The sequence below is a fragment of the Pseudomonas sp. MH10 genome (assembly GCF_034353045.1).
In the GTDB taxonomy this organism is placed as follows: Bacteria; Pseudomonadota; Gammaproteobacteria; order Pseudomonadales; family Pseudomonadaceae; genus Aquipseudomonas.
On sequence record NZ_CP133783.1, the window covers coordinates 4,695,637 to 4,711,999 of the forward strand.

General features: G+C 56.3%; 18 protein-coding genes and 1 pseudogene. 14 read left to right on the forward strand and 5 right to left on the reverse strand.

The window, feature by feature from the left end; all coding sequences use genetic code 11:
• Nucleotides 1-4 precede the first annotated feature (4 nt).
• Both RHM59_RS21100 and RHM59_RS21105 read right to left on the reverse strand, forming a co-directional pair.
• Nucleotides 5-541: an HAD family hydrolase gene (locus tag RHM59_RS21100; protein ID WP_322184908.1), complete on the reverse strand. Its 537-nt coding sequence runs from the start codon at nucleotides 539-541 to the stop codon at nucleotides 5-7.
• Nucleotides 541-1,515 carry a KpsF/GutQ family sugar-phosphate isomerase gene (locus RHM59_RS21105; RefSeq protein WP_322166060.1) on the reverse strand — a complete coding sequence of 325 codons (975 nt, stop codon included), beginning with the start codon at nucleotides 1,513-1,515 and terminating at the stop codon, nucleotides 541-543. Before RHM59_RS21105 ends, RHM59_RS21100 begins: the two co-directional genes overlap by 1 nt.
• A 296-nt stretch (nucleotides 1,516-1,811) precedes the next feature.
• Between RHM59_RS21105 and RHM59_RS21110 the strand changes: the two genes are divergently transcribed.
• The 10 genes from RHM59_RS21110 to hisC all read left to right on the forward strand — a co-directional run bounded on the left by RHM59_RS21110 (nucleotide 1,812) and on the right by hisC (nucleotide 9,758).
• Nucleotides 1,812-2,621 carry an ATP-binding cassette domain-containing protein gene (locus RHM59_RS21110; protein WP_322285327.1) on the forward strand — a complete coding sequence of 270 codons (810 nt, stop codon included), beginning with the start codon at nucleotides 1,812-1,814 and terminating at the stop codon, nucleotides 2,619-2,621.
• Nucleotides 2,621-3,418 carry a lipid asymmetry maintenance ABC transporter permease subunit MlaE gene (gene mlaE, locus RHM59_RS21115; RefSeq protein ID WP_322166058.1) on the forward strand — a complete coding sequence of 266 codons (798 nt, stop codon included), beginning with the start codon at nucleotides 2,621-2,623 and terminating at the stop codon, nucleotides 3,416-3,418. Before RHM59_RS21110 ends, mlaE begins: the two co-directional genes overlap by 1 nt.
• A complete protein-coding gene (gene mlaD, locus RHM59_RS21120; RefSeq protein WP_322166057.1) occupies nucleotides 3,418-3,885 on the forward strand; it encodes an outer membrane lipid asymmetry maintenance protein MlaD in 468 nt (155 codons plus the stop codon). The genes mlaE and mlaD overlap by 1 nt, the downstream gene beginning before the upstream one ends.
• Before the next feature lie 11 nt (nucleotides 3,886-3,896).
• The gene (locus RHM59_RS21125; protein ID WP_322166056.1) at nucleotides 3,897-4,550 is read left to right on the forward strand and encodes an ABC transporter substrate-binding protein; all 654 of its coding nucleotides are present in this window, start codon (nucleotides 3,897-3,899) and stop codon (nucleotides 4,548-4,550) included.
• Nucleotides 4,547-4,852, forward strand: coding sequence for an STAS domain-containing protein (locus RHM59_RS21130; RefSeq protein ID WP_322166055.1), 306 nt, complete (start codon nucleotides 4,547-4,549; stop codon nucleotides 4,850-4,852). The genes RHM59_RS21125 and RHM59_RS21130 overlap by 4 nt, the downstream gene beginning before the upstream one ends.
• Nucleotides 4,853-4,994: 142 nt before the next feature.
• Entirely contained in the window at nucleotides 4,995-5,234 is a 240-nt protein-coding gene (locus RHM59_RS21135) for a BolA family protein (RefSeq protein WP_322166054.1), read from the forward strand.
• A gap of 22 nt (nucleotides 5,235-5,256) precedes the next feature.
• Entirely contained in the window at nucleotides 5,257-6,522 is a 1,266-nt protein-coding gene (gene murA / locus RHM59_RS21140; RefSeq protein ID WP_322166053.1) for a UDP-N-acetylglucosamine 1-carboxyvinyltransferase, read from the forward strand.
• Between the two features lie 91 nt (nucleotides 6,523-6,613).
• Nucleotides 6,614-7,249: an ATP phosphoribosyltransferase gene (gene hisG / locus RHM59_RS21145; protein WP_322166052.1), complete on the forward strand. Its 636-nt coding sequence runs from the start codon at nucleotides 6,614-6,616 to the stop codon at nucleotides 7,247-7,249.
• A 125-nt stretch (nucleotides 7,250-7,374) separates the two neighbouring features.
• A complete protein-coding gene (gene hisD, locus RHM59_RS21150) occupies nucleotides 7,375-8,709 on the forward strand; it encodes a histidinol dehydrogenase (RefSeq protein ID WP_322184912.1) in 1,335 nt (444 codons plus the stop codon).
• Nucleotides 8,706-9,758: a histidinol-phosphate transaminase gene (hisC, locus tag RHM59_RS21155; RefSeq protein ID WP_322285328.1), complete on the forward strand. Its 1,053-nt coding sequence runs from the start codon at nucleotides 8,706-8,708 to the stop codon at nucleotides 9,756-9,758. Before hisD ends, hisC begins: the two co-directional genes overlap by 4 nt.
• A gap of 40 nt (nucleotides 9,759-9,798) precedes the next feature.
• On the opposite strand, the gene algW is transcribed toward hisC, so the two are convergent.
• Nucleotides 9,799-10,959 carry a Do family serine endopeptidase AlgW gene (algW, locus tag RHM59_RS21160; RefSeq protein WP_322166049.1) on the reverse strand — a complete coding sequence of 387 codons (1,161 nt, stop codon included), beginning with the start codon at nucleotides 10,957-10,959 and terminating at the stop codon, nucleotides 9,799-9,801.
• Nucleotides 10,960-11,072: 113 nt separating this feature from the next.
• Here algW and RHM59_RS21165 point away from each other — a divergent pair, with 113 nt between their 5' ends.
• From RHM59_RS21165 to RHM59_RS21180, 4 genes are all read left to right on the forward strand, one after another.
• Entirely contained in the window at nucleotides 11,073-11,831 is a 759-nt protein-coding gene (locus RHM59_RS21165; protein WP_322166048.1) for a Nif3-like dinuclear metal center hexameric protein, read from the forward strand.
• Nucleotides 11,832-11,963: 132 nt separating this feature from the next.
• Entirely contained in the window at nucleotides 11,964-12,881 is a 918-nt protein-coding gene (gene cysD, locus RHM59_RS21170; protein ID WP_322166047.1) for a sulfate adenylyltransferase subunit CysD, read from the forward strand.
• Nucleotides 12,882-12,896: 15 nt separating this feature from the next.
• Nucleotides 12,897-14,792 carry a sulfate adenylyltransferase subunit CysN gene (gene cysN / locus RHM59_RS21175; protein WP_322166046.1) on the forward strand — a complete coding sequence of 632 codons (1,896 nt, stop codon included), beginning with the start codon at nucleotides 12,897-12,899 and terminating at the stop codon, nucleotides 14,790-14,792.
• Nucleotides 14,793-15,088: 296 nt separating this feature from the next.
• A complete protein-coding gene (locus tag RHM59_RS21180) occupies nucleotides 15,089-15,523 on the forward strand; it encodes a hypothetical protein (RefSeq protein WP_322285329.1) in 435 nt (144 codons plus the stop codon).
• Nucleotides 15,524-15,654: 131 nt separating this feature from the next.
• Here the strand turns inward: RHM59_RS21180 and RHM59_RS21185 are convergent, their stop codons facing one another.
• Nucleotides 15,655-15,828 carry a hypothetical protein gene (locus RHM59_RS21185; protein ID WP_322285330.1) on the reverse strand — a complete coding sequence of 58 codons (174 nt, stop codon included), beginning with the start codon at nucleotides 15,826-15,828 and terminating at the stop codon, nucleotides 15,655-15,657.
• A gap of 43 nt (nucleotides 15,829-15,871) precedes the next feature.
• Nucleotides 15,872-16,009 (reverse strand): annotated as a pseudogene (locus RHM59_RS21190) (DUF1043 domain-containing protein); the annotation flags it as partial.
• Nucleotides 16,010-16,363: the final 354 nt, after the last annotated feature.

Sequence of the window (16,363 nt, forward strand, 5' to 3'; positions counted from 1 at the left end):
ACTTCTATAAGTAGGCGGCGTGGGCCGCTTCAAGGCTGCCTTGGGCGTTCAGGATCAGTTCGCAAAATTCGCGAGCTGCGCCTTCACCGCCGCGAGCCAGGGTAATGCCATGAGCATGTTGCCGGACAAAACTGGCCGCATTCGCAACCGCCATGCCCAGGCCGACGCGTCGAATGACCGGCAAGTCTGGCAGATCATCACCCAGATAGGCGACTTGTTCGTAACTCAGGTTGAGTTGGGCCAGTAATTCGTCGAGTACGACCAGCTTATCTTCACGGCCCTGATACAGATGCTGAATGCCCAGATTCTTTGCTCGGCGTTCGACCACCGGGGTCTTGCGTCCGCTGATAATAGCGGTGATTACGCCGGACGCGATCAGCATCTTGATGCCTTGCCCGTCCAGAGTATTGAATGTCTTGAATTCGCTGCCGTCTTCGAGAAAATACAGGCGGCCATCAGTCAGTACGCCATCAACGTCGAAAATCGCCAACTTGATGTTCTTGCCGCGTTGCAGCAAATCGTTCGTTTTTGCGTCGCTCACTACATCACTCCCGCACGTAGAAGATCTTGCAGGTTAAAAGCGCCGATAGGGTGATCGTTTTCGTCAACCACGATCAGTGCGCCAATTTTGTGATCTTCCATGATCTTCAGTGCTTGGGCCGCGAGCATCTCTGGGCGGGCGGTTTTGCCGTGGACCGTCATGACGTCGTCGATCATTGCCTTGCGAATGTCGATATCGCGATCAAGCGTGCGGCGTAAATCGCCGTCGGTGAATATCCCGGCCAAACGACCATCCGCCTCCAGCACTGCGGTCATGCCGAGGCCCTTACGGGTCATTTCCATCAGCGAATCGCGCAACGGCGTACCGCGTTGGACCTTGGGCAAGTCGTCCCCAATGTGCATGACGTGCTCTACTTTGAGCAGTAACCGTCGACCCAGGGCGCCCCCAGGATGAGAAAAAGCAAAATCTTCGGCGGTGAAATCCCGTGCTTCCAGCAGCGCAACGGCCAGCGCATCACCCATAACCAATGCCGCAGTGGTGGAGGAGGTGGGGGCCAGGTTCAGCGTGCAAGCCTCATGTTCGACGTGAACATTCAGATTGACTTCCGCCGCCTTGGCCAGCGTCGAGTCCGGATTGCCGGTCAGGCTGATCATCTGGATGCCCAAGCGTTTTATCAGGGGCAAAAGTGTAACGATTTCGGTCGTTGTACCCGAGTTTGAAATGGCCAAGATGATGTCGTCACGGGTGATCATGCCCATATCGCCATGGCTGGCTTCGGCCGGGTGAACAAAAAATGCCGTGGTGCCAGTGCTTGCCAGGGTGGCGGCGATCTTTTTGCCAATATGCCCCGACTTGCCCATGCCGACCACGACTACGCGGCCCTTGCCGGCCAGAATCATTTCGCAAGCGCGTACGAAATCAGCGTCGATATGCACCAGTAAACCTTCTACGGCTTCTATTTCGAGGCGGATGGTGCGTTGTGCTGTTTGAATCAGGTCGCTGGATTGGCTCATGTCGGAAACGGTTAGCCTGATGAAAAGGCGGCGATTATAGCGGTAATGGCCGATTCCCTCACCCTTGATCTTATGTCTGAGTGAGGTTCGCGCATTGCGGCTGTCCTAACTTCTTGGAGAGTGGTTCGCAATTGTTCGAATTATCTGTCATGCCCCTGAGCGAAAGAGGCTTCTTCCGTGGGACAGGCGCGCGCGCAGTGGTATAGTTCGCGGCCAGTTCGGCCCACCCAGTCGGTGCATGCACAGCGCCAAGGATTTTATTTTCTGAGAGTGAGGCCGCCTCGTGAGGAGTTTAGATGAGCGTCGATAACGCCTACGCGGTCGAGCTGAAGGGAGTGTCCTTCAAGCGCGGCGCGCGCAGCATCTTCAATAATATTGATATACGTGTTCCGCGGGGCAAGGTCACCGGAATCATGGGGCCTTCGGGCAGCGGCAAGACCACGCTACTACGATTGATGGGTGCTCAATTGCGTCCCAGCAGCGGAGAAGTCTGGGTCAATGGCCAGAATTTGCCCGAATTGTCGCGCAGCGATTTGTTTGATGCTCGCAAGCACATGGGTGTTCTGTTTCAAAGCGGGGCCTTGTTCACCGACCTCGACGTGTTCGAAAACGTGGCGTTTCCGCTCCGTATTCACACCCAATTGCCAGAAGACATGATTCGCGACATTGTCCTGCTTAAATTGCAGGCAGTCGGTCTGCGCGGTGCGGTCGACTTGATGCCTGACGAGTTGTCTGGCGGTATGAAACGTCGTGTAGCGTTGGCCAGGGCTATCGCCCTCGATCCGCAAATTCTGATGTATGACGAACCCTTTGTTGGTCAAGACCCGATTGCCATGGGTGTATTGGTCCGGCTGATTCGTCTGCTGAATGATGCGTTGGGGATCACCAGTATTGTGGTTTCTCACGATCTCGCAGAAACCGCGAGCATTGCCGACTATCTATATTTCGTCGGCGATGGTCAGGTGCTGGGTCAGGGAACTCCGGAAGAGTTGCTGGGCTCGGATAATCCGCGCATTCATCAATTTATGACCGGCGAACCGGATGGCCCTGTTCCATTCCACTATCCGGCACCGGATTATCGCGAAGATCTTTTGGGGAAGCGCTGATGCGCAAACAGTCATTAATGGGCCGAATTAATCTGTTCGGCCAATCTGCAATCGACATGGTGACCGTGCTGGGCCGCTCCGGGCTGTTTCTGGTCCATGCATTGTTTGGCCGTGGCGGTATTGGCGGCAGCTTTCAGTTGCTGGTGAGGCAGTTGCATTCAGTGGGTGTGATGTCCCTGCTGATTATCGTCGTGTCGGGCGGTTTCATCGGGATGGTGCTCGCGCTTCAAGGTTTCAGCATTCTGGAAAAATACGGGTCCGAGCAAGCGGTCGGGCAAATGGTCGCGTTGACCTTGCTGCGTGAGCTGGGGCCAGTGGTTGCCGGTCTTCTGTTCGCGGGGCGTGCAGGTTCGGCATTGACCGCCGAAATCGGCAACATGAAGTCCACTGAGCAGCTGTCCAGCCTGGAAATGATTGGTGTTGATCCACTCAAATACATCATTGCGCCACGCTTGTGGGCCGGGTTTATTTCGCTGCCATTGTTGGCGATGATTTTCAGCGTGGTCGGCATCTGGTGCGGCTCTTGGGTCGCTATTGATTGGCTCGGCGTTTACCAGGGCTCTTTCTGGGCGAACATGCAAAACAGCGTGAACTTCCAAAGCGACGTGCTGAACGGTGTAATCAAAAGCATCATCTTTGCTTTTGTAGTGACCTGGATTGCCGTGTTCCAGGGTTATGACTGTGAGCCCACGTCCGAAGGGATCAGCCGTGCTACCACTAAAACCGTGGTGTATGCCTCACTGGCCATATTAGGCCTCGACTTTATTTTGACCGCCTTGATGTTTGGAGATTTCTGATGCAAAACCGCACCCTGGAAACCGGCGTTGGCCTTTTCCTGCTGGCCGGGATCCTGGCTTTGATCTTGTTGGCCTTGCGTGTCAGTGGTCTGAGCGCAAGCGCGAACCACGACAGCTATAAACTTTATGCAAACTTCGACAATATTGCCGGTTTGACTGTCAGAGCCAAGGTGACCATGGCCGGTGTGACCATCGGCAAGGTCACGGCTATCGATCTGGACCACGACACCTTTACGGGGCGCGTGACCATGGAAGTCCAAAAGCAGGTGAATAATCTTCCTTTGGACTCTACGGCTTCGATCCTTACCGCAGGTTTGCTCGGCGAGAAATACGTCGGCATCAGCGTAGGGGGCGATCAAGCGCTGCTTAAAGACGGCGGTGTTATCCATGACACCCAGTCGGCCCTGGTGCTCGAGGACCTGATCGGCAAATTCATGCTCAACACTGTGAGTAAAGACGCCAAATGAGGAATTTCTCCATGTTCTCAACCTTGCGCCGTAGCCTGTTGATTCTGCTGACGGCTCTTCCGTTGTTCGCGAATGCGGCTCCGAGCCAGTCAGCGCATGACCTGGTGGACGGTACGACCAAAGCGTTGCTGGCCGATTTGGCTGCCCACAAAGATCAGTACAAAACCAATCCAAGCGCGTTTTACGATGCGCTGAACCGGATTGTGGGTCCGGTAGTGGATGCCGAGGGCATTTCAAAAAGCGTCATGACCGTGAAGTACTCCGGGAAAGCCACCCCTGAGCAGATGCAGCGGTTCCAGGAAAACTTCAAGCGCAGTCTGTTTCAGTTCTATGGCAACGCACTGCTTGAATACAACAACCAGGGCATTACCGTTTCCCCTGCCAAGGACGAAAGTGGCGACCGTACCAGCGTCGACATGTCCGTCAAAGGCAACGGCGGGGCGGTTTACCCTGTGAGCTACACGCTTGAGAAGGTCAATGGCGAGTGGAAAGTGCGCAACGTCATTGTCAACGGCATCAACATTGGCAAGCTGTTCCGTGATCAGTTCTCTGATGCCATGCGGCAGAACGGCAACAACCTCGACACCACGATCAACGGCTGGGCAGGCGAAGTTGCCAAGGCCAAAACCACCGTTGATGCTGCCGCCGAGAAGCCAGCACAATGAGTGAGCCAGCTGTTCGTCTGGGCGCAGGTGAGTTGCACCTGAGTGGCGTGCTCGACTATCGCAGCGGCCCGGCCTTGCGTAAGCAGGGCCAAGCGCTGATTAAGGCCAGCAACGCGCCGGCCTTGATTCTGGATTGTTCCGAAGTGGAGAAATCCAGCAGCGTCGGCCTGTCTTTGCTGCTTGCATTCATGCGCGACGCCAAAGCAGCTGGCAAGGTTGTCAGTGTTCGGTCGCTGCCGGAAGACATGCGCGACATTGCGCAGGTTTCCGGTTTGACCGAGTTGTTTGATCAACACCAATAGCCATCAGCGGGTCAAACAAAGCGCTTTTCGGTGACCCGCCAAAGCGCTTTCCGTCCGAGTCTTTTAATCCGGGGTTCGCAGCGGGCAGGCTTTTTTGTATGATGGCCGACCCGCGCGCGTAGGGCGCCGATTGAGGTTAAGCATGCAGGCCGTAGAAGTTAAGAGCTTCCTTGAAGGAAAGCTGCCAGAAACCCAGGTAGAAGTTGAAGGCGAAGGCTGCAATTTTCAGCTGAACATGATCAGTGACGAGCTGGCTAGCCTCAGCCCAGTCAAGCGTCAGCAGCAGGTCTATGCCCATTTAAACCCCTGGATCGCCGATGGCAGCATCCATGCGGTCACCATGAAATTTTTCAGCCGCGCTGCTTGGTCCGAGCGCACCTGAGCCAATTGGCGTCGAGACTCTAATGGATAAATTGATTATTACTGGCGGCTTTCGTCTTGATGGCGAGATTCGTATTTCAGGTGCCAAGAACTCCGCCCTGCCGATTCTTGCTGCAACCTTGCTGGCCGATGGGCCGGTGACGGTGTGCAATCTGCCGCATTTGCATGACATCACTACCATGATCGAGCTGTTCGGCCGCATGGGCATTGAGCCTGTGATCGACGAGAAGCTCAGCGTTGAAATCGACGCCCGCACCATCAAGACCTTGATCGCCCCGTACGAACTGGTGAAAACCATGCGTGCCTCGATTTTGGTGTTGGGTCCGATGGTTGCTCGTTTCGGTTACGCCGAAGTCGCGTTGCCGGGTGGTTGCGCCATTGGTTCGCGTCCTGTTGACTTGCACATCCGTGGTCTCGAAGCCATGGGCGCAACCATTGACGTTGACGGTGGTTACATCAAGGCCAAGGCGCCAGAAGGCGGCTTGCGTGGTGCGAACTTCTTCTTTGACACCGTCAGCGTAACCGGTACTGAGAACATCATGATGGCCGCTAGCCTGGCTAACGGGCGCAGCGTTTTACAAAACGCCGCTCGCGAACCGGAAGTGGTCGATCTGGCTAACTGCCTGATCGCCATGGGCGCGAACATCACCGGTGCGGGCACCGACACCATCACCATCGAAGGTGTGAAGCGCCTCCACAGCGCCACCTATAAAGTGATGCCGGACCGTATCGAGACTGGCACCTATTTGGTGGCTGCTGCGGCCACGGGTGGTCGTGTCAAGCTCAAGGACACCGATCCAACCATTCTCGAAGCAGTATTGCTCAAGCTTCAAGAAGCTGGCGCTGAAATCACCACCGGCAAGGATTGGATCGAGCTGAACATGCACGGCAAGCGGCCAAAAGCCGTCAACGTGCGTACCGCTCCGTACCCAGCGTTCCCCACCGACATGCAAGCGCAGTTCATCTCGCTCAATGCCATCGCTGAAGGCACCGGTGCTGTTATCGAAACCATCTTCGAAAACCGCTTCATGCACGTGTATGAAATGCACCGCATGGGCGCGCAGATCCTGGTTGAAGGTAATACCGCTGTCGTTACCGGTGTTGAGAAGCTCAAAGGCGCGCCAGTGATGGCAACTGACCTGCGTGCCTCGGCCAGCCTGGTCATTTCGGCGTTGGTTGCTCAGGGCGACACCTTGATCGACCGCATTTACCACATCGACCGTGGTTATGAATGCATCGAAGAAAAACTGCAGATGCTCGGCGCCAAGATCCGTCGCGTTCCGGGCTAGGTTTTGATCGTTCAGCACAAGGTCCTGACTCATTGATTCAGGACTCGTGGGGCGCATGGATGCGCCCGATTGCCAAGGACTTACGTTTCCCATGCTAACCATCGCACTGTCCAAGGGCCGCATCCTTGACGACACCCTGCCGCTTCTCGCTGAAGCAGGCATCGTGCCGACCGAGGATCCGGACAAAAGTCGCAAGCTGATCATTACCACGACCCAAGCCGATGTGCGCTTGCTGATCGTGCGCGCTACCGACGTTCCGACTTACGTTGAACACGGTGCCGCCGATTTGGGCGTGGCCGGGAAAGATGTGTTGATGGAATACGGTGGCCAAGGCCTTTATGAGCCGTTGGACCTGCAAATTGCCCAATGCCGTTTGATGACCGCCGGTGCCATTGGTGCGATCGAGCCAAAGGGCCGTCTGCGTGTCGCGACCAAGTTCGTCAACGTAGCCAAACGTTACTACGCCGAACAAGGTCGTCAGGTCGACATCATCAAGCTGTATGGCTCGATGGAACTGGCACCCCTGATTGGTCTGGCGGATAAAATCATCGACGTTGTCGACACCGGCAACACGCTGCGTGCCAACGGTCTCGAGCCCCAGGAGCTGATTGCAACTATCAGTTCGCGTCTGGTGGTGAACAAGGCGTCAATGAAGATGCAGCACGCGCGCATTCAGGCGCTGATCGATACGCTGCGCAAAGCAGTCGAGTCGCGACACCGCGGCTGACTCACCTGCGCGACCTTGAGTCGCGCCCATCTATCCGTGTCATAGCCAAATTTCTCAGGTGCCCACGCGGATGGCTTGGTAGTCTACCGGCGCCTGAGCATCCGCCAATTATTGAGGCCTCCGCTATGACAACGACCACTGCAATTCGCCGACTCAACGCCGCTGACCCAGATTTTGCACGCCATCTGGACCATCTGCTGAGCTGGGAAAGTGTGTCCGATGACTCAGTCAATGAGCGCGTGCTTGAGATCATCAAGGCTGTTCGTGAGCGTGGCGACGCAGCCTTGGTGGAATTCACTCGACGTTTCGATGGGCTTGAAGTGGCGTCCATGGCGGAGCTGATCTTGCCTCGCGAGCGGCTAGAACTGGCGTTGACACGTATCACACCTGAACAGCGTACCGCGCTGGAAAAAGCCGCCGACCGCGTGCGTATTTATCACGAAAAGCAGAAACAGGATTCCTGGACCTACACCGAGGCCGATGGCACGGTGTTGGGCCAGAAGGTCACGCCGTTGGACCGCGCCGGGCTCTATGTGCCGGGCGGCAAAGCATCGTATCCGTCGTCAGTATTGATGAACGCGATTCCAGCAAAAGTCGCTGGCGTGACCGAAGTGGTCATGGTTGTTCCGACCCCGCGTGGCGAAATCAACGAGCTGGTGCTCGCTGCGGCCTGCATCGCCGGTGTTGATCGCGTATTCACCATTGGTGGCGCGCAAGCCGTTGCAGCCTTGGCGTACGGCACTGAAAGCGTGCCTAAAGTCGATAAGGTCGTTGGCCCCGGTAACATTTATGTCGCCACTGCCAAGCGCCACGTGTTTGGCCAGGTGGGGATCGACATGATCGCCGGTCCGTCCGAGATTCTGGTGGTATGCGACGGTTTGACCGACCCGGACTGGATAGCCATGGACTTGTTCTCCCAGGCTGAGCACGACGAAGACGCCCAAGCGATTTTGATCAGCCCGGACGCCGAGTTTCTCGACAAAGTGGCCGCAAGCATCGCCAAGCTGATGCCGACCATGGAGCGTGCGGAGATCATTCGCAGCTCGATCAACGGCCGTGGCGCACTGATTAAAGTGGCTGATATGCAGCAAGCGATTGATGTCGCCAATCGAATCGCGCCAGAGCACCTTGAGCTTTCAGTAGCCGACCCGCAAGCCTGGCTGCCGCAGATTCGCCACGCAGGCGCAATCTTCATGGGCCGTCACACATCCGAAGCTTTGGGCGATTACTGTGCCGGGCCAAATCACGTGTTGCCAACATCGGGTACTGCGCGGTTCTCGTCGCCATTGGGCGTGTACGATTTTCAAAAGCGTTCGTCGATCATTTATTGCTCCGAGCAAGGCGCCTCGGAATTGGGCAAAACGGCATCGGTATTGGCGCGAGGCGAGTCGTTGACCGCCCACGCCCGCAGCGCTGAGTTCCGAATTGTCGACAGCACCGAACAAGGAACAAAAGCATGAGCAAGTTCTGGAGTCCGTTTGTCAGCACCTTGGTGCCTTATGTGCCGGGTGAGCAACCGAAGCTGACCAAGCTGATTAAACTCAATACCAATGAAAACCCTTATGGCCCGTCGCCGAAAGCCCTGGCCGCCATGCGCGCCGGGCTGACCGACGATTTGCGTCTGTACCCGGACCCGAACAGCGATCTGCTCAAGCAAGCGGTTGCCACCTATTACGGCGTGCAACCCAATCAAGTGTTCTTGGGTAATGGTTCGGATGAAGTGCTGGCACACGTGTTCAATGCACTGTTGCGCCATGACAAACCCTTGTTGTTCCCAGACATCAGTTACAGCTTTTATCCGGTGTATTGCGGTTTGTACGGCATCGAGTTTGACGCGATAGCACTGGATGAACAGTTCCAGATTTGCGTCGAAGACTATGCCCGGCCCAACGGCGGGATCATCTTTCCCAACCCTAACGCGCCCACCGGCTGCCTCTTGGCACTGGACGCGGTGGAGCAGATGGTCACGGCCAACCCTGACTCGGTGGTGGTGGTCGACGAGGCTTACATCGACTTCGGTGGCGAAACCGCCATCAGTCTGGTGGACCGTTTTCCGAACCTGCTAGTTACCCAAACAGTGTCCAAGTCGCGTTCGTTGGCAGGATTGCGAGTGGGTCTGGCTGTAGGACATCCAGACCTGATCGAGGCGCTGGAGCGGGTCAAAAACAGCTTTAATTCATACCCGCTGGATCGCTTGGCAATCCTCGGCGCGACCGCTGCGTTCGAAGACCGTCAGTATTTTGAACGCACCTGTAAGGCAGTGATCGATAGCCGTGAGGTCTTGATCAAGCAACTGGAGGCTAAGGGGTTTGAGGTATTGCCGTCTGCGGCCAACTTCATCTTCGCCCGCCATCCGCAGCACGACGCCGCAGGTCTGGCAGCCAGATTGCGCGAGCAGGGCGTTATCGTTCGCCACTTCAAGCAAGAGCGCATCGCGCAATTCCTGCGAATCAGCATCGGTACGCCTGAGCATAACCAGGCGCTGGTTGATGGTTTGGGCGATTTGTAAAGTACCCAGTGGTCCCACAGTGGCTCCTACAGCGGTCGATTTATTCCTCTTCCGCCACCGGTGTTGGTGCAGGCGGTGGGCGCAATCCGACCTCGGCGTTTAGCGTCAGTTCTTTGCCATTGCGCATGACCTGGATCGCGATTTTGTCGCTTGGTTTGGTGCGCGCTACCTGGTTCATTGAGCGGCGGCCGTCACCGGCGGGCTCACCGTTGATGCTCAAAATCACATCACCCAGCAGCAAACCGGCTTTCTGCGCAGGCCCATCGCGGAATACGCCAGCGACGACAATGCCTGGGCGATCCTTCAACCCGAATGACTCAGCCAGCTCCTGGGTCAGCGGCTGCACTTCAATACCCAGCCAGCCGCGAATCACTTGGCCGTGTTCGATGATCGACTTCATCACCTCCATTGCCAGCTTCACAGGGATCGCGAAACCGATGCCTTGCGAACCGCCGGACTTCGAGAAAATCGCCGTGTTAATGCCTGTCAGATTGCCGCTGGCGTCCACCAGTGCGCCGCCGGAATTGCCGGGGTTGATCGCAGCGTCGGTCTGAATGAAGTCTTCGTAGGTGTTGAGGCCCAACTGATTACGCCCGGTGGCACTGATGATGCCCATGGTCACTGTTTGACCAACGCCAAACGGGTTGCCGATGGCCAGCGCGACGTCACCGATGCGGATGTTGTCGGAGCGGCCAATGGTAATGGATGGCAGGTTTTTCAGATCGATTTTCAATACTGCCAAGTCGGTCTCGGGATCGCTGCCGATGACCCTCGCGGTTGTTTCACGACCGTCTTTCAACGCCACAACGATTTGATCGGCACCACTGGTGACGTGGTTATTGGTCAGCAAGTAGCCTTCGGGGCTCATGATCACTGCTGAGCCGAGGCTTGATTCCATGCGCCGCTGTTTAGGCAAGTTATCGCCGAAAAACCGGCGGAATTGTGGGTCTTCGAATAATGGATGGGTCGTTTTGTTGACGACTTTGGTGGTGTACAGATTGGCAACGGCGGGGGCGGCAATTGTCACCGCGTCAGCATACGACACCGGGCCTTGTTGTACCGTTGACGACTGCGGCGCTTGTTGAAGATTAACGTCCTGACTGGGTAAGCCAACCCATTGCGGGTAACGCTGGATAATCAGCATGGCGATTAGCACACCTGCCAGCAGGGGCCAAGCAAAGAAGCGCAGTGCCTTGAACATTGAAAAGGTCCTGAGAAATGCCAAGCGCAGCAGCTTTTTGCCGGGGTTGCGCCATAATGGCGGGCATTATACGAGTACCTAGCAGCGCTGAACTGCCTATTTAGGAGTCTTTTATGGCTGTTGCCCTGAGCACCCTGGTCGAGGAAGCGGACCGTTACCTTAACTGCGCGCGGATCCAGGATTACTGCCCCAACGGTTTGCAGGTCGAAGGCCGTCCGCAAGTGATGCGCATCGTCAGTGGCGTCACTGCCAGTCAGGCGTTGCTGGATGCAGCAGTCGAAGCCCAAGCGGATTTGATCCTGGTTCATCACGGGTATTTTTGGAAAGGCGAGGACCCCTGCGTTGTCGGAATGAAACAGCGTCGCCTAAAGACGTTGCTCAAACATGACATCAGCTTGCTCGCCTACCATCTGCCGCTGGATCTGCACCCCGACGTGGGCAATAACGTGCAACTGGCACGGGAGCTGGACATCACGGTAGAAGGACCGCTGGACCCGGAAAACCCGCGCATCGTCGGGCTGGTGGGCTCATTGGCAGAGCCGATGACACCGCGCGATTTTGCTCGGCGGGTGCAGGATGTTCTCGGTCGTGAGCCGCTGCTGATCGAAGGCAGCGAGATGATTCGGCGCGTGGGGTGGTGCACGGGCGGCGGTCAGGGCTATATCGATCAGGCGGTCTTGGCAGGGGTCGATCTTTATCTAAGCGGCGAAGCGTCGGAACAGACGTTCCATAGCGCGCGGGAAAACAACATCAGCTTCATCGCCGCCGGGCACCACGCCACCGAGCGTTACGGAGTCAAGGCGCTGGGCGATTATCTGGCAAAGCGCTTTGCGCTTGAGCATCTGTTTATCGATTGCCCGAACCCGATCTGAGCCCGAACGAAGCGGTCTATGGGTAGATCGTTTCGATCTAACCAGGCCACTAATATAAGCAGACGCTGTGATAAAGTGTGCGGCTCGAACACGGCCCGCTGGCCGTTCATCTGTACGTTTCCGTGAGTAGCCATGGTCGACAAACTGACGCATCTGAAACAGCTGGAGGCGGAAAGCATCCATATCATCCGCGAGGTTGCCGCCGAGTTTGATAACCCGGTGATGCTCTACTCCGTCGGCAAAGACTCAGCCGTAATGCTGCACCTGGCGCGTAAAGCGTTCTTTCCTGGAAAACTGCCTTTTCCGGTAATGCACGTCGACACCCGGTGGAAGTTCAAGGAAATGTACGCCTTTCGCGACCGGCTGGTTGAAGAGCTGGGCCTTGACTTGATCGTGCACGTCAACCCCGATGGTGTTGCGCAGGATATCAATCCGCTGACCCACGGCAGCGCCAAGCACACCGACATCATGAAGACCGAGGGCCTTAAGCAGGCACTGGACAAACATGGTTTCGATGCGGCGTTCGGCGGCGCACGTCGTGATGAAGAGAAGTCTCGTGCCAAAGAGCGCGTCTACTCGTTTCGCGATAACAAACACCGTTGGGACCCGAAAAACCAACGTCCCGAGCTGTGGAATGTCTATAACGGCAAGGTCAACAAGGGCGAATCGATCCGCGTATTCCCGTTGTCGAACTGGACTGAGCTCGATATCTGGCAGTACATCTACCTCGAAGGCATCCCGATCGTACCGCTGTATTTCGCGGCCGAACGTGAAGTCATCGAGATGAATGGCACCTGGATCATGATCGACGACGATCGCCTGCGTAATCACCTCAGCGAAGAAGACCGCGCACGCATCGTCAAAAAGAAAGTCCGCTTCCGCACACTGGGCGACTACCCGTTAACGGGCGCGGTCGAGTCCGAGGCGACCAGCCTCACCGACATCATTCAGGAAATGCTCCTGACGCGAACTTCCGAGCGCCAAGGCCGAGTCATCGATCACGATGGCGCAGGGTCGATGGAAGAAAAGAAACGTCAGGGCTATTTCTAAACAGGGTGTCTCACAATGTCGCATCAATCTGAATTGATCAGCGAGGACATCCTCGCCTATCTGGGCCAGCACGAACGCAAGGAACTGCTGCGCTTTCTCACCTGCGGTAACGTCGACGACGGCAAAAGCACGCTGATCGGCCGCTTGCTGCATGACTCCAAAATGATCTACGAAGATCACTTGGAAGCGATTACTCGCGATTCGAAGAAAGTCGGCACCACCGGCGATGACATCGATCTGGCATTGCTGGTCGACGGCCTTCAGGCCGAGCGCGAGCAGGGCATCACCATCGATGTTGCTTACCGCTATTTCTCCACCGCGAAACGCAAATTCATCATCGCCGACACACCTGGCCATGAGCAGTACACCCGCAACATGGCCACAGGCGCCTCGACCTGTGACTTAGCGATCATTCTGGTGGATGCTCGCTACGGCGTGCAGACCCAGACCCGTCGTCACAGCTTCATCGCGTCGTTGCTGGGTATCAAGCACATCGTGGTGGCCATCAACAAGATGGACCTAAAAGGCTTCGATGAAGGCGTGTTCGAGTCGATCAAAGCCGATTACAAAAGCTTTGCCGATGGCATCGCGCTCAAGCCGACCACCATGCATTTCGTTCCGATGTCGGCCCTAAAAGGCGACAACGTGGTGAACCACAGCGAGCGTTCGCCGTGGTACACCGGCCAAACGCTGATGGAAATCCTTGAAACGGTTGAAGTGGCGGCTGATCGCAACCTCACCGACCTGCGATTCCCGGTGCAGTACGTCAACCGTCCCAACCTGAATTTCCGTGGTTTCGCCGGCACATTGGCCAGCGGCGTCGTACACAAGGGCGACGAAATCGTCGTACTGCCGTCAGGGAAAACCAGCCGAGTCAAATCCATCGTCACCTTCGATGGTGAGTTGGAACAGGCGGGCCCCGGCCAGGCCGTGACCTTGACCATGGAAGACGAGATCGACATCTCCCGTGGCGACTTGCTGGTACACGCTGACAGCATTCCGCAAATCTCCGACACCTTCGACGCCATGCTGGTGTGGATGGCAGAAGAACCGATGCTGCCGGGCAAGAAATACGACATCAAACGCGCCACCAGCTACATACCGGGCTCGATTGCCAGCATCAGCTACAAAGTCGACGTCAACACCTTGGCTGAAGGCCCTGCCAGCGAGTTGAAGCTGAACGAAATCGGTCGCGTCAAAGTCAGCCTCGACACCGCGATTGCGTTGGACGGTTACGACAGCAACCGCACCACCGGTTCGTTCATCATCATTGATCGGTTGACCAACGGCACGGTCGCCGCGGGCATGATCATCGCCCGGCCAATCGTCGCCGGTGCCAGCCACCACGACCATAAAGCCCACGTAGCCACTGAAGAGCGTGCTCGTCGCTTTGGTCAGCAGCCAGCAACGGTGTTGTTCAGCGGCTTGTCGGGCGCGGGCAAAAGCACCTTGGCTTACGCGCTGGAGCGCAAGCTGTTCGACATGGGCCGAGCGGTGTTCGTCCTTGATGGCCAAAACCTGCGTCACGACCTGAATAAAGGCCTGCCGCAAACCCGTGCCGGTCGTACTGAAAACTGGCGGCGTGCGGCGCACGTTGCGCGTCAGTTCAACGAAGCGGGCTTGCTAACACTGGCGGCATTCGTTGCGCCGGACGCCGAAGGCCGGGAGCAAGCCAAAACGCTGCTGGGTGCTGATCGTCTGATAACGGTCTACGTCCAGGCATCGCCTACCGTTTGCCGCGAGCGAGACCCACAAGGCCTGTATGCCGCCGATGGCGACAACATCCCAGGTGAATCCTTCCCGTACGACGTGCCATTGAATGCGGATCTGGTGATCGACACGCAATCGCTATCCATTGAAGACAGCGTCAAGCAAGTGCTGGAACTGCTACGGAGCCGCGGCGCGATCTGATCGCAACGCGTCCATAAAAACCCCGCGAAGGAGAGATTCTTCGCGGGGTTTTTTATGGGCCATGCTTGGTTCGCGGGGCGACGCTCGCCACAATTTGGCGCTTATCAAACTACTGTTTCTAAAGACGAACGGCCATCTGTAGGGGCCAACTTGTTGGCGAAGGTCCTTCAGAGATTAGCAATCATGCTTTACGATCCATTGACGCAGACGACCGCAAGCAGCTGCAAATCCCGTGGGAGCAGGCTTGCTTGCGAAGAGGCCATCATCACGCCGCCGAAAAACCTGGTTCGCCTGCAATGACGCTTTCGTTGGCAAGCCAACTCCCACAGAGATTCGGGTCTGGTCAGGAACAGCGCGTCGCGGCCTTCGCGAATGAATTCGCTCCCACAGAGATTGCAATCAATCTCTACGATTCATTGACGCAGACGACCGCAAGCAGCCGCAAATCCCGTGGGAGCAGGCTTGCCTGCGAAGAGGCCCATCATCACGCCGCCGATTTCAGCCGAAAAACCTGGTTCGCCTGCAATGACGCTTTCGTTGGCAAGCCACACAGAGATTCGGGTCTGGTCAGGAACAGCGCGTCGCGGCCTTCGCGAATGAATTCGCTCCTTCAGAGATTTGCAATCAAGCCCTACGATTCATTGACGCAGACGACCGCAAGCAGCCGCAAATCCCGTGGGAGCAGGCTTGCCTGCGAAGAGGCCCATCATCACGCCGCCGATTTCAGCTGAAAAACCTGGTTCGCCTGCAATGACGCTTTCGTTGGCAAGCTGAACTCCCACAGAGATTCGGGTCTGGTCAGGAACAGCGCGTCGCGGCCTTCGCGAATGAATTCGCTCCTTCAGAGATTTGCAATCAAGCCCTACGATTCATTGACGCAGACGACCGCAAGCAGCCGCAAATCCCGTGGGAGCAGGCTTGCCTGCGAAGAGGCCATCATCACGCCGCCGATTTCAGCCGAAAAACCTGGTTCGCCTGCAATGACGCTTTCGTTGGCAAGAATCTCCCACAGCGCCCATACAAAAAAGCCCGCCATTCATTCCGAACGGCGGGCTTTTTGTTGATGCGTGCCGCTCACATCACTTTTTCAAACCGTAATGCTCGTCCAGCATGCCGGGTGCATTTGGGGTCTTGGGCGCGTAGTCCTTTGGCGCTTCAGAGTTGCGCGGTGGGGTCAGGCGGTCCCGAGGTGCTTGCGTGGTGTCAGCGTGCAAGCTGACCGAATAACCTATTTTTTATCGTACGTCATAATTGGGCTCTTCGGACTTGGGTCGAATAATAAGAGCGATAATACATCCGCTATGTAAGATTTTTTACCGTTCTATGTCAGGGGCGTCTGATGACGCTTCCGAAACTTATGATAGAGATTACCAATACTTGAAACTCGCTACTATCTGTAGGAAATATCCCACTCAGATAACGGAAATTGGAGTTTTTTAAATGGCATAATTCCGCTTGTTAAATAAACTTAATCGTCGTATTTTTCCGCAACCAAATTATTAGTACATATGTATCTATACACTGACTGCCTGAACTTCAGTATTGGGGCGGTTGCACCTATAGCAGCCTCA